Here is a 12,659-nt window from a genome sequence, read left to right as displayed (position 1 = left end):
AGGCCAGTGGACAGCATGGCGTACCCGAGGCACTCTTGGGCACGCCATGGATTCCGGTAGCCCGACATGATCAAACGCCTGCTTCTCGCCCTCGCCAGTGCCTCCGTGTTGTTGATCAACACTGGCCACGCCGAAGAAAGTCCCGACACCGATCTGGTGCTCCTCACCGAAAACTTCCCGCCGTACAACATGGCGAAGAACGGCAAGAATTTCGCCCAGGACGAAAACATCAACGGCATCGCCACGGACATCGTGCGCGAGATGTTCAAGCGTGCTGGCATCACTTACAGCCTGACTCTGCGCTTCCCCTGGGAGCGGGTCTACAAGCTGGCGCTGGAGAATCCTGGTTACGGTGCTTTCGTCATGGCACGCCTGCCGGATCGCGAGACGCTGTTCAAGTGGGTCGGCCCCATCGGCCCGGATGACTGGGTCATGCTGGCCAAAGCCGACAGCAAAATCACCCTCGAAACCCTGAACGATGCGCGCAAATACAAGATCGGCGCTTACAAGGGCGATGCGATCGCCGAGACCCTGGCCAAGCAGGGCCTGAAGCCGGTAGTGGTTTTGCGTGATCAGGACAACGCCAAAAAGCTTGTCAGTGGTCAGATCGATCTGTGGGCTACCGGCGATCCTGCCGGCCGTTATCTGGCGCGGCAGGATGGCGTGACCGGGTTGAAAACCGTGCTGCGCTTCAACAGCGCCGAGCTGTATCTGGCGCTGAACAAGGACGTGCCGGATGCAACCGTTGCCAGGTTGCAGGCTGCGCTGGATCAAATGCGCAAGGACGGCGTGGTGGACGAGATCATGGGGCGGTATCTGTAGTCACCATCACTTGTTCCGTCGGCAGGACGGGGATTTTATCCTGCCCGAAAGAGGCTTTGCCCTGTTCATGACCGGATGTCATCGGCGAGGGGCAGGTGATTACGGCGTCTTTTTCGGACGGGTACTGGCTTATATAGAGGCTTTCGTCATCGCTGTACTCGACACCGAATGTCACTGGCGTGTTGTCCGCACGCAGCAGCCGGTACTCGCTCTGCAATTGATATACCGCAACCATCGTGTTTTTCGCTGCCAGGGCGACAACTTCAAGAGGGTAAAACTTGCTCCATCCGCCGGATGATGTTTCGGTGTGAGTGAAGGTTTTGCTCAGGTTGGCCGAAAATCGTATCGCCCAGTTATCGCCGGGTGCCCTGATCGGCCAGGCCTTGTCGAATTCGATGGCTGTCAGACGACCGAACACATGCAGTAAAGACGCATTTTGAGCTCGCTCTGCCGTCCATTTCACAGATCGATATTGATCCCCCGCGTTATGGTCGTGACCGACCAACACGTACCGATCCGCTCTTTCCAGGCGGTAGAACGGCGATGACCGCAGCTGTTCGAGCGGGTGCATATCGTCTCTGACGGCGAACCACGGAAGCCGGGCGACCTGAGTAACCGTAGCCGGCTCGATGGGGGAGGGTGATCCGAACCCGGACAGCAACGGGGCTGCTGGTGCCGCGTTTGACTGTACGGTGAGCGGTACTCGCAACGCGTAAGAAGCCAGGTATGACGAAGGTCTGGAGTGGCTCTGCACGCCCGTGAATGTGCCGGGTAAAAAGCAGATTTCTCCTGTTTCCGCGATCGGTGGTTCGATACTCCAGGCGCTGAAGTTCTGTTTTGCTCCGCTGCCTTTGTCACTCCAGATCAATGGGCCGGCGTTGGCAGGCGTTACCAGATCCATGCGCACGCAACGTACCGAATTGACCGATGGTTTTTCATGGTCACTGGCGCAGACCAGACCAAGAGCGACATAGCCTTCAGGAGGAATCGGGCGCCAGATCGAGACATAGGTTTTGGCACCCGAGCCTGAGTCCTTCCAGACCAGTTCGAAGTTGTCGGGCCGGCTGAGTGCTTTGCCCTTGGTGCTGTCGATGCTCGGGGAGTCCGCCTCCCGTACAACAGCCGCCACGTTCGTACCGTTGATGTTGGCAAATCCGGGAATCGCAATATCGCCCAGCGAAAAATAACCCGGCAATACATCGGGGGGCGGAGCGGGGCGCCAGAAACCGGCCGGGCTCGAGCGAAGGCTCTTGGTGTCCCACACTCGCTGAAACTCTGTGGTGAAGCTGATCAGCAGGTTGTCGAGTTTGATGGGTTCCATTGGCCGCGAGGGGGCGGCGGTGTTGTCAGTGATCGTCATGGTCAGTCCTGATAGTGAAAGGCGACTCGACTGAGTCGCTACCGGTTGCAGGTTTCACTATCCGGAAGTGGGCGCGGGGGCTGGCGGTAATTATGTATGGGCCGGCATTACCGATAGACACCGTCTTTGCCATGAGCGGCGGTGGCGCGATTGCTGCGCACACTGATCATCTGCTTGATGTCGATCCACTCGATGCCTTGAGCTTTCAGCTTCGGCAGCTCCCGCTCCAAAACAGCCAGCGTCTGTGGATAAGGATGGCCGATCATCACCGCCGAACCTTGTTTACGAGCCAGATTGATCGCGGTCTGCAGTTGGGTGTAAATCGCCGCTTCGGTGCGCTCGTCATCGAGAAACACATCTCGCGAAACACTCGCCAGATCGATCTTCTGCGCCTGTTGCGCGGCAACGGTCTGGGCGCTGGTGCGGCTGTCGACGAAGAACTTGTGACGGCGTTGCAGTTCGCCCATCAACCAAGCCATGGCCACCGGTTGTGCGGTCATGCGACTGCCCATGTGGTTGTTGATGCCGGCGGTGTACGGGACCATTTTGAACGCGGCGTCGAGACGCTTCTCAAGCTCCTCGATGGGCAGTTCGGGATGCCAGGCGAACGGGCCGGTGGCCGGGTCCATCGGCATGTGCAGGATCACGATCTTGCCGGCGCGATGGGCTTCGCGGGCGAATTCGGTGGCGTGCGGGGTGTCGGGCATGATCGCCGTGGTGACCGGCCCGGGCAGGGCCAGCACGCGGCGATCCCGGGGCAGGTTCTGCCCCAGGTCGTCGATGATCAGTGTCAGGTAGGCTTTTTGCGGTGTCGGTCTGGCAGGCTCTGCGTGAACAGCACCCGCCAGACAGCACAACAGGACAAGGACGAAACGCAAAGACATCCTCAACGGCCGGACGTAATGCTCAGGCCTTTGAGCAGGCTCAGGGCCTGGGCCAGCTGGTAATCGTCATCCTGCGGCATGGCTTTCGGCTTGCCGCCGGAGCCGGTCGGTTTGTCCGCGCCGCCGTTGCCGTTGCCCAGGTGGCCCTGCAGGTCGGCTTCCTTGAAGTAGTCGCCGTCCGCCTCGTTGGTGATCTTGGCCTTGCGCACTTCGATGTCCGGGACGATGCCCTGGGCCTGGATCGAGCGGCCGTTCGGCGTGAAGTACAGCGCGGTGGTGATCTTCAGCGCGCGGTCGTTGTTCAGCGGCAGCACGGTCTGCACCGAGCCCTTGCCGAAACTGGTGGTGCCCATGACCACGGCGCGTTTCTGGTCTTGCAGGGCGCCGGCGACGATTTCCGAAGCCGAGGCACTGCCACCGTTGATCAGCACGACCATCGGCACGGCTTCGCTTTCGTCCTTGCCGGTAGCGGAGAATCGCAGCTCGGAGTTGGCGATCCGGCCTTTGGTGTAGACGATCAGGCCCTTGGTGATGAAGTGGTCGACCACTTCCACCGCAGCCTGCAGCACGCCGCCCGGGTTGTTGCGCAGGTCGAGGATGATGCCGTTGAGCTTCTTGCCGTTGTCCTTGCGCAGCTTGGCCAGGGCCTTGGAGACTTCTTCGCCGGTCTTGACCTGGAACTGGGTGATGCGGATCAGGCCGTAACCCGATTCCAGCAGTTGCGCCTTGACGCTTTTCACCTGGATCACTGCACGTGCCAGGGTCACATCGAACGGCGTACCACCGTCGCGGACCAGGGTCAGGGTGATTTTCTGGCCGATCTTGCCGCGCATCTTGTCCACGGCTTCGGTCATGGTCTGGCCACGGGTCGGCGCGCCGTTGATCTTGACGATGAAGTCACCGGCCTGGATGCCGGCCTTGGATGCTGGCGTATCGTCGATAGGCGACACGACCTTGATGAAACCGTCTTCCGAGCCGACTTCGATGCCCAGGCCGCCGAACTCACCGCTGGTGCTTTCCTGCAGCTCGGTGAAATCTTCCGGGCCGAGGTAGGCCGAGTGCGGGTCGAGGTTGCTCAGCATGCCCTTGATGGCGTTTTCCAGCAGGGTCTTGTCGTCCACCGGTTCGACATAGGCGGCCTTGATCCGGTCCATGACCTCGGCAAAGGTGCGCAGCTCTTCCAGCGGCAACGGGGCCTTGGAAGTCGCGGCAGTGCCTGCCGGAGCGACAGCCGGGGCCGGTTGAGCGGCGAACGCCAGAGGCGCGCCGATCACCAGGGCGATCGTCAGGGCCAGCGAGGTAAGGCGGGACAAATGCAGCATGTCGAACGAACTCCTGAATTAGGCGACGCGCTTATCCTTGCGCGTGACACCATTGCGCCGGATCACTCGGGTGACCCTGCTGACGAATTGCGAAATACAGCGCTGGTGTGTCCTGCCCGCCACTGTTACCGACAGTGGAGATGGACTCACCGGCTTTTACCACGTCACCAGCCGATTTCAGCAGCGTCTGGTTATGACCGTAAAGGCTCAGAAAACCGTTGCCGTGGTCGAGGATCACCAGCAGCCCGGCACCGCGCAACCAGTCGGCAAACACCACGCGCCCGCCGTGCACGGCATGCACCTGGCTGCCGGCGGCGGCGCTGATCATCACGCCGTCCCACTTGGTGCGGGCATCGTCACCACGGGTTTCACCGAAGCGTGCCAGCAGTCGACCATCAACCGGCCATGGAAGTTTTCCCCGAGTGGCAGCAAAAGGGCCGCCGAACGTCTCGCCGCTGCTGGAAACCAGCGCGCCAGGGGTTGGTCTGGCTTTTGGGCGTGGGGCGTCGCTGGTGTCCGAGTCCGCATCGGCGCGGGCCTGGGCCTCACGTAAACGCTTTTTTTCGGCTTCCTGCTGGGCGATCAGCGCTTTCTGCCGCGCTTCTTCTGCCTCACGGGCCTGGCGGGCCAGGGTTTCTTCAATGGTTTTAAGGACTTTAGACAGGTCTGCCTGATCCTGCTCGCGGGCGGCCAGTTTCTGGTCGCGGGCTTTCACGTCGTCATTGAGCTTGGCCAACACTTGCTGGCGCTCCTTGCGAACCTTGTCGAGGGCGTCACGCTGGGTGTCGAGGTCGCTTTTCTGCACCAGCAACTGGGCTTGCTGCGAGGAGATGTCTTTTTCGACATTGGCCAGCTGGCGCAGGGTTTCGTTGAAGTTCTTCAGTTGCTCCAGGCGGGCCTGGCTCAGGTAGTCGTAATAGGTGAGGGTGCGGGCAAATTTCTCGGGATTCTGCTGGTTGAGCAGCAGTTTGAGGTATTCCTGCCGGCCGTTCTGGTAGGCCGCGCGGGCCTGGATGGCGATCAGTCGCTGCTGTTCAGTGCGCGCGCTCTGGAGTTTTTTTTTCTCCGCATCGAGCCGCTGCAGCTCGGATTCGCTCTTCTTCAGCTCTTTTTGCAGGGCATCGACCTGCTTTTCGAGCTTGCCCATCTCGGTTTCGGTGCCCTTGAGCTCCTTTTGCACCCCGGATTTTTCTTCCTGGAGCTTGCCCAGCAGCTTTTTCAGCTCGGCGATGTCCTGACGCGTGGCGTCCAACTGCTGTTGGGTTTGCGCACGCTCGTCAGCGAAGGCCGGTTGGAGCAGGCATGTCAGAGCGAGGGCGATCAGGACGCGAAGCATAGGGGCGGGCGGCACCAGGGTAAGGGACGGCCTAGTATGCCCGCCCCACGCGGCAAAAAAAACGCCTCAAAGCCAACTGCTTTGAGGCGTTCGTCATAAAAAGCCGTTTCAGGCTGATTACAGGGCGTTTTTGATATCAGACCAGAATCGAAGTGCCAGTCATTTCCGCCGGTTTTTCCAGGCCCAGCAGTTTGAGCATGGTCGGCGCCACGTCTGCCAGTACGCCGCCTTCACGGACCTTGAGGTCGCGTTTACCGACATAGATGAACGGCACCGGCTCGGTGGTGTGCGCGGTGTGCGCCTGGCCGGTGGCTTCGTCGGCCATTTGCTCGACGTTGCCGTGGTCGGCGGTGATCAGGGCTTCGCCGCCAACCTTTTCCAGGGCTTCGACGATGCGGCCGACGCAGGTGTCCAGGCATTCCACGGCTTTCACCGCTGCCTCGAACACGCCGCTGTGGCCGACCATGTCGCCGTTGGCGTAGTTGACCACGATCACGTCGTAGCGTTGATTCTCGATGGCCTCGACGATGCGGTCGGTGACTTCCGGCGCGCTCATTTCCGGTTGCAGGTCGTAGGTGGCGACTTTCGGCGACGGGATCAGAATGCGCTCTTCGCCCGGGAACGGCTCTTCGCGGCCGCCGGAGAAGAAGAAGGTCACGTGGGCATATTTCTCGGTTTCGGCGATACGCAACTGAGTCTTGCCGTTTTTCGCCAGGTAGTCGCCGAGCACGTTTTCCAGGCTGCCCGGCGCGAAGGCTGCGGGGGCCGGGATGCTGGCGGCGTACTGGGTCAGGCCGACGTACTGCACTTTTGGCTGGCGTGCACGCTCGAATTCCCTGAAACCGTCTTCGACAAACACACGGCTCAGCTCGCGGGCACGGTCGGCGCGGAAGTTCATGAACACCACGGCGTCGCCGTCTTCGACCGTCACCGGCTCACCAATGCTGGTGGCCTTGACGAACTCGTCGCTCTCGCCACGGGCGTAAGCGGCTTCCAGACCTTCCTGGGCGGTGGCGGCGTTGAATTCGCCCTTGCCATCAACGATCAGGTTGTAGGCCTGGGATACGCGGTCCCAACGGTTGTCGCGGTCCATGGCGTAGTAGCGGCCGATGAGGCTGGCGATGCGGCCCTTGCCGAGGGCCTGGAAGGTCGCGTCGAGCAGTTCGATCGACGAAGCGGCGCTTTTCGGCGGCGTGTCGCGGCCGTCGAGGAAGGCGTGCAGGTAGATTTTTTCGGCGCCGCGCTTGAAGGCCAGTTCGGCCATGGCGATCAGGTGATCCTGGTGGCTGTGCACGCCGCCGTCCGACAGCAGGCCCATGAAATGCACGGCCTTGCCGGCAGCCACGGCTTTATCCACAGCGGCGCAGATGGTCGGGTTCTCGAAGAACTCGCCGTCGCGGATCGCCTTGGTCACGCGGGTGAAGTCCTGATACACCACGCGACCGGCGCCCAGGTTCATGTGACCGACTTCAGAGTTGCCCATCTGGCCGTCCGGCAGACCGACGTCCATGCCGCTGCCCGAGATCAGGCCGTTCGGCACGGTGGCCCACAGGCGATCCAGCACAGGCTTTTTGGCCGCGAAGACGGCGTTGGATTCGGGGCTGTCGCTGTGACCGAAGCCGTCGAGAATCATCAGGACCAAAGGTTTAGGCGTGGTAGTCATGGAATCCACTCGTGGCTAATAAAGAAGAGGGCGATGGAAAAGGGAGTTGGAGTTTAAAGCGAAGTTCCTGCGGCGTCACCGCCGGACGGGGTTTGGCCGACCATAGTGGCTGTGTATACTGGCCGACATTTTAACGCCCTGGAACCTCCTTCGATGGTTGCTCACCTGATTGAATTTGCCACTAACCACTACATTCTTGTCGGTATCTTCGTCGTACTGCTGGCTTTGCTGCTGGCGCATACGGTGCAGGGCGGCGGTAAAAGCCTTAGCACGGGCGAGCTGACCGCACTGGTCAACAAGGAAGCCGGCGTGGTGGTGGACATCCGTCCGAGCAAGGAATACGCCGCCGGTCACATCGTTGGCGCGGTGAACATTCCCCAGGACAAACTGGCCGCCCGCATCGGCGAGCTGGAAAAACACAAGGCCAAGACCATCATTCTGGTCGACGCCCTGGGCCAGACTGCCGGCACCCACGCCCGCGAGCTGATGAAATCCGGCTTCACCGCCGCCAAGCTGTCCGGCGGGATCTCCAGCTGGAAAGGCGACAACCTGCCGCTGGTGAAGTGATATGAGCGAAGTCATCGTCTACTCCAGCGATTACTGCCCTTACTGCTCGCGCGCCAAGTACCTGCTCGCGAACAAAGGTGTGGCCTTCGAAGAGATCAAGGTCGATGGCAAGCCGCAAGTGCGCGCCGCCATGGCCCAGAAAGCCGGACGCACGTCCGTGCCGCAGATCTGGATCGGCGACACCCACGTCGGCGGATGTGACGATTTGTACGCCCTGGAGCGCGCCGGCAAGCTCGACGCGCTGCTCAAGGCCTGAACTGCTGCACCTCACCAAGAACCCAAAAGACCCAAGATCAGAAAGGATCTGAGATGACTGACCAACAGAACACTGCAGCCAGCGAAGAAGAAACCGCACCGCAATTCTCCTTGCAGCGCATCTATGTACGCGACCTGTCCTTCGAAGCTCCGAAAAGCCCGGCGATCTTTCGCCAGCAGTGGGACCCGACCGTCGGTCTGGATCTGAACACCCGTCAGAAAGCGCTGGAAGGCGATTTCTTCGAAGTCGTGCTGACCCTGTCCGTCACCGTGAAAAACGGTGAAGAAGTCGCCTTCATCGCTGAAGTGCAACAGGCCGGTATCTTCCTGATCAAGAACCTGGACGCGGCTTCGATGAGCCACACTCTGGGTGCGTTCTGCCCGAACATCCTGTTCCCGTACGCTCGCGAAACCCTGGACAGCCTGGTGACCCGCGGTTCGTTCCCGGCCCTGATGCTGGCCCCGGTGAACTTCGACGCCCTGTACGCGCAAGAGCTGCAGCGCATGCAGGAAGCCGGCGAGACTCCGACCGTTCAGTAAGCGGTCGATGCAACAACGAAAAAAGCGCCGTTACAGGCGCTTTTTTCATGGGCGATGATCGTTACTTGAAGCCGTTCTGCCGCCACGCTTCGTACACGGCCACTGCCACGGTGTTGGACAGGTTCAGGCTGCGGCACCCTTCGCGCATCGGCAGGCGCAGACGCTGTTCGGCGGGCAGGGCATCCAGCACTTCCGGCGGCAGGCCACGGCTTTCCGGGCCGAAGATGAAGGCGTCGCCCGGGACGAACGCGGCATCGTGAAACGGTCGCGAACCCTTGGTGGTGAAGGCGAACAGCCGTGGGTGGCCGAGACTTTCCAGGCAACTGGCGAGGTCGGCGTGGCGCTGCAGCGTGGCGTACTCGTGGTAGTCGAGACCGGCGCGACGCAGGCGCTTGTCGTCCATCTCGAAGCCCAGCGGTTCGATCAAATGCAGGTGGCAGCCGCTGTTGGCGCACAGCCTGATAACGTTACCGGTGTTCGGTGGAATTTCCGGTTGAAAAAGGATGACGTGAAACATGCACGGCTCCGAAGGTAAAGATGACGCGCATTCTACGCCGCCAGCCGACCCGCGTTCGAAACTATTCCCGCGAGTCATGGGATCGCTGGCGATTTTCGGCCTGATGGTCGGGATGATGATCGGCCGTTTGACCACGCCTGACCCGAGCGTCCTGCAGCAGGTCGAGGTGATCGATGGCGGTCTGGCGGTCTGGTTCAACAATGAGCCGAAGCTGCATGGCGAAATCGTCGATGGCACGCTCGCCCTGTTGTTTCAGGCCGAGGGCAAGGCACAAAAGGGCCAGTTGAAGCTCAACGGCAAGGACGTGAACTGGCGGACGCGATTGAGTGACGGTGGTTTGCTGCTGACGGTGCTGGCGGCTCGGCCGCTGCAAGGGGAGTGGGCCGGCCAGGCGGTCGATGACCGCTGGCGGCTGGAGATCCGTCTCCGGGAGCAATAAAAGAGGGAATCCCCGGCCTGCCTGTACCAAGGTTCCCGAAACGGGCGGGCTCATCGCATGGCGTGCTGAGCCGGTGTAAAGAAGGAACCCCTGACCTGCCTGTATCAAGGGCCCCAAAAGGGTGGGTTCATCACGTTTGAGGTGTGAGCCCGGTGTAAAGAGGGGAATCCCCGGCCTGCCTGTACCAAGGCCCCCGAAAGGGTGGGTGAATCGAATCACCTGAAAGGGTTATTGCAGGGGGCGTGCCAGTTTTTATCGTTTTGAAACAAAAAAGCCCGACACCATGACGAAGGCCCCGTAATACGGGGCCTTCGTCTTTTCATCGGCTGGTTTTTTCAGCGTGTTGCGGCACTAGGTCGAGCCCGCGGCCGTGCCCGATTACGGGTCACGGTGCCTTGCGGCGGTGCAGGCTGGCGCTGAATCTCAGCCTTCATCGCCCTCATCGTCATCCCCGCCATCGACCTTCATGCCGAGTTCCTTGATCTTGCGGGTCAAGGTATTGCGGCCCCAGCCCAGCAGCACGGCAGCGTCACGGCGACGCCCGGCAGTGTGCTTCAACGCCGTCTCGATCATGATCCGCTCGAACGCCGGCACCGCGCTGTCGAGCAGGCTCGACTGGCCACGGGCCAAGGCCTGGTCGGCCCACTGGCGCAGTGCCTGTTCCCAGTTGGTCACAGGCGCCGAGTCCTGCGGCAGGCTCAGCAGTTCCGGCGGCAGGTCGCCGATGTGCACTTCACGCCCGGACGCCATCACCGTGATCCAGCGGCAGGTGTTTTCCAGCTGCCGCACGTTGCCCGGCCATGGCAGGTTCTTCAGGTATTCCTCGGTCTCGCTTTTCAGCAGCTTCGGCTCCACCGCCAGCTCCTGCGCGGCGCGGCTGAGGAAGTGCTTGGCCAGGGTCGGGATGTCTTCGCGACGGTCCGACAGGCGCGGGATGTGGATGCGGATCACGTTGAGGCGGTGGAACAAGTCCTCACGGAATTTCCCGGCGTGAACCAGGGTTTCCAGATTCTGGTGAGTCGCCGCGATGATCCGTACATCAACCTTGACCGGCACATGCCCGCCGACGCGATAGAACTCGCCGTCGGCCAGCACCCGCAACAGTCGGGTCTGGGTATCTGCCGGCATGTCGCCGATTTCATCGAGGAACAGCGTGCCGCCATCGGCCTGTTCGAAACGTCCGCGACGCAAGTTGGCTGCGCCGGTGAACGCGCCTTTTTCGTGGCCGAACAGCTCGGACTCCATCAGGTCTTTCGGGATCGCCGCCATGTTCAGCGCAATGAACGGCGATGCCGCGCGCGGGCTGTGACGGTGCAGGGCATGGGCCACAAGTTCTTTACCGGTGCCGGATTCGCCGTTGATCAACACCGTGATGTTGGAGTGGCTCAGGCGCCCGATGGCGCGAAACACTTCCTGCATCGCCGGCGCTTCGCCGATGATTTCCGGGGTGCGGGTCAGGGCCGGCACCACTTCGAGGCCTTGCTGCTCCTGGGCGTGCTGGTTGGCGCGCTTGACCAGCGACACCGCTTCGTCGACGTCGAACGGCTTGGGCAGGTATTCGAAGGCGCCGCCCTGATAGGAGGCGACAGCGCTGTCCAGATCGGAGTGAGCGGTCATGATGATGACCGGCAGTCGTGGGTGCTGCTCGCGAATCCGCGCCAGAAGATCCAGACCGCTGGCACCCGGCATGCGGATGTCGGAGATGATCACGTCCGGCTGCTGGCGGGCCAGGCGGCTCATCACGCCATCGGCACTGTCGAAGCTCTGGGTGGTCATGCCTTCCTGTTGCAGGGCTTTTTCCAGGACCCAGCGGATAGAACGGTCGTCATCGACGATCCACACGGTTTCACTACGGCTCATGTCGATGTGGCTCCTTGTTCCAGTGGCAGAAAGATCGAGAAGGTGGTGTGGCCTGGATGGCTGTCACACTCGATCAGGCCCTGGTGCTGGCTGATGATGTTCTGGGTGATGGCCAGGCCGAGTCCGGTACCGTCCGGACGTCCGCTGACCATGGGAAAGAAAATGGTTTCCTGGAGTTCCGCCGGGATCCCCGGGCCGTTGTCGATGATCTCGATCTTGGTCACCAGACGATGGCGGATATGGCCGATGGTGAACTGGCGCATGGCGCGGGTGCGCAGGCTGATGCGGCCCAGGCGCAGCTCGTTCTGGCTGCTGATCGCCTGCATCGCGTTGCGCACGATGTTCAGAACCGCCTGAATCATTTGCTCGCGGTCGATCAGTACGTCCGGAATGCTCGGGTCGTAATCGCGCACCAGCGTGATGCAGCCCTGGCTTTCGGCCTCGACCAGTTGGCAGACGCGCTCCAGCACTTCGTGGACATTGCACAGCGCCAGCGACGGCAGTTTGTTCGAGCCGAGCATGCGGTCGACCAGATTACGCAGGCGGTCGGCCTCTTCGATGATCACGTTGGTGTAGTCACGCAGGCTGTCTTCCGGCAGTTCCCGGGCCAGCAATTGCGCGGCGCCACGAATGCCGCCCAGCGGATTTTTGATCTCGTGGGCGAGGCCGCGCACAAGTATCTTGCTGGTTTCCTGCTTCGACAGTTGCGCCTCTTCCTTGGTGATCCGCAGCAGGCGATCGCGAGGGTGAACCTCCAGCAACAACAGGGTCGCGCCGCTGCTGAGGATCGGTGTCACCGCGTAGTCGACGGTCAGGGTCTGGCCGGTGAGGGCGGTGAGCATCGCTTCGCGCTTGGTGAACGGGTGCGCCTGTTCCACCGCCTGGCGCAACGAATTGAGCGCTTCGGTGGATTCGGTGAACAGCTCGCTGATGAACTGGCCATGGCTGCGCTGACCGCTGATGGCCAGCAGCATCTCCGCCGCCGGGTTCATGTACTCGAGGCGCAATTCGGCGTCGAGCAGGATGGTGGCGGTGGTCAGGTTGTCGAGCAGCAATCGGTGGAGTGCGTCGCTTATGGTCATCAGGACCTCTTT

General features: G+C 61.4%; 13 protein-coding genes. 5 read left to right on the top strand and 8 right to left on the bottom strand.

Features of this window, described 5'->3' with window-relative positions:
• The first annotated feature begins 66 nt into the window (after positions 1-66).
• Positions 67-822, top strand: coding sequence for a substrate-binding periplasmic protein (locus tag ACKLNA_RS22430; protein ID WP_408987139.1), 756 nt, complete (start codon positions 67-69; stop codon positions 820-822).
• On the opposite strand, the gene ACKLNA_RS22425 is transcribed toward ACKLNA_RS22430, so the two are convergent.
• The 5 genes from ACKLNA_RS22425 to gpmI form a co-directional block, all read right to left on the bottom strand.
• Complete coding sequence (locus tag ACKLNA_RS22425) at positions 803-2,182, bottom strand: Vps62-related protein (RefSeq protein WP_408987138.1); 1,380 nt, start codon at positions 2,180-2,182, stop codon at positions 803-805. The two genes, ACKLNA_RS22430 and ACKLNA_RS22425, sit on opposite strands and share 20 nt — an antisense overlap.
• Before the next feature lie 107 nt (positions 2,183-2,289).
• The gene (locus ACKLNA_RS22420; RefSeq protein ID WP_408987137.1) at positions 2,290-3,066 is read right to left on the bottom strand and encodes a divergent polysaccharide deacetylase family protein; all 777 of its coding nucleotides are present in this window, start codon (positions 3,064-3,066) and stop codon (positions 2,290-2,292) included.
• 2 nt (positions 3,067-3,068) lie between these two features.
• On the bottom strand, positions 3,069-4,388 hold the full coding sequence (locus tag ACKLNA_RS22415) for a S41 family peptidase (RefSeq protein ID WP_085712771.1): 1,320 nt from the start codon (positions 4,386-4,388) through the stop codon (positions 3,069-3,071).
• Between the two features lie 31 nt (positions 4,389-4,419).
• Positions 4,420-5,724 (bottom strand): murein hydrolase activator EnvC, encoded by a 1,305-nt coding sequence (locus ACKLNA_RS22410; RefSeq protein ID WP_085712772.1) that lies wholly within the window; start codon positions 5,722-5,724, stop codon positions 4,420-4,422.
• Between the two features lie 136 nt (positions 5,725-5,860).
• Positions 5,861-7,387: a 2,3-bisphosphoglycerate-independent phosphoglycerate mutase gene (gene gpmI / locus ACKLNA_RS22405; RefSeq protein WP_408987136.1), complete on the bottom strand. Its 1,527-nt coding sequence runs from the start codon at positions 7,385-7,387 to the stop codon at positions 5,861-5,863.
• A 153-nt stretch (positions 7,388-7,540) separates the two neighbouring features.
• Between gpmI and ACKLNA_RS22400 the strand changes: the two genes are divergently transcribed.
• Genes ACKLNA_RS22400 through secB form a run of 3 tightly spaced genes read left to right on the top strand, consistent with a single transcriptional unit; the run spans position 7,541 to position 8,749 of the window.
• Positions 7,541-7,954: a rhodanese-like domain-containing protein gene (locus ACKLNA_RS22400; protein WP_085712774.1), complete on the top strand. Its 414-nt coding sequence runs from the start codon at positions 7,541-7,543 to the stop codon at positions 7,952-7,954.
• Position 7,955: 1 nt separating this feature from the next.
• On the top strand, positions 7,956-8,210 hold the full coding sequence (gene grxC, locus ACKLNA_RS22395; RefSeq protein WP_085712775.1) for a glutaredoxin 3: 255 nt from the start codon (positions 7,956-7,958) through the stop codon (positions 8,208-8,210).
• Between the two features lie 53 nt (positions 8,211-8,263).
• Positions 8,264-8,749 carry a protein-export chaperone SecB gene (gene secB / locus ACKLNA_RS22390; RefSeq protein WP_408987135.1) on the top strand — a complete coding sequence of 162 codons (486 nt, stop codon included), beginning with the start codon at positions 8,264-8,266 and terminating at the stop codon, positions 8,747-8,749.
• 61 nt (positions 8,750-8,810) lie between these two features.
• On the opposite strand, the gene ACKLNA_RS22385 is transcribed toward secB, so the two are convergent.
• Positions 8,811-9,266 carry a tRNA (cytidine(34)-2'-O)-methyltransferase gene (locus ACKLNA_RS22385; protein ID WP_114881098.1) on the bottom strand — a complete coding sequence of 152 codons (456 nt, stop codon included), beginning with the start codon at positions 9,264-9,266 and terminating at the stop codon, positions 8,811-8,813.
• On the opposite strand from ACKLNA_RS22385, the gene ACKLNA_RS22380 reads away from it, so the two are divergent.
• Positions 9,265-9,705: a hypothetical protein gene (locus ACKLNA_RS22380; RefSeq protein ID WP_134825183.1), complete on the top strand. Its 441-nt coding sequence runs from the start codon at positions 9,265-9,267 to the stop codon at positions 9,703-9,705. The two genes, ACKLNA_RS22385 and ACKLNA_RS22380, sit on opposite strands and share 2 nt — an antisense overlap.
• Before the next feature lie 423 nt (positions 9,706-10,128).
• Here ACKLNA_RS22380 and ntrC read toward each other — a convergent pair whose 3' ends face one another.
• Both ntrC and glnL read right to left on the bottom strand, forming a co-directional pair.
• Positions 10,129-11,565: a nitrogen regulation protein NR(I) gene (gene ntrC / locus ACKLNA_RS22375; protein WP_085712778.1), complete on the bottom strand. Its 1,437-nt coding sequence runs from the start codon at positions 11,563-11,565 to the stop codon at positions 10,129-10,131.
• Entirely contained in the window at positions 11,562-12,647 is a 1,086-nt protein-coding gene (glnL, locus tag ACKLNA_RS22370) for a nitrogen regulation protein NR(II) (protein WP_408987134.1), read from the bottom strand. Before glnL ends, ntrC begins: the two co-directional genes overlap by 4 nt.
• Positions 12,648-12,659: the final 12 nt, after the last annotated feature.

The sequence above is a fragment of the Pseudomonas sp. UV AK001 genome (assembly GCF_046097675.1).
Lineage (GTDB): Bacteria > Pseudomonadota > Gammaproteobacteria > Pseudomonadales > Pseudomonadaceae > Aquipseudomonas > Aquipseudomonas kribbensis.
The sequence above is the reverse complement of the archived record's forward strand: the minus strand, read 5'-3'. Positions and strand labels throughout refer to the sequence as shown.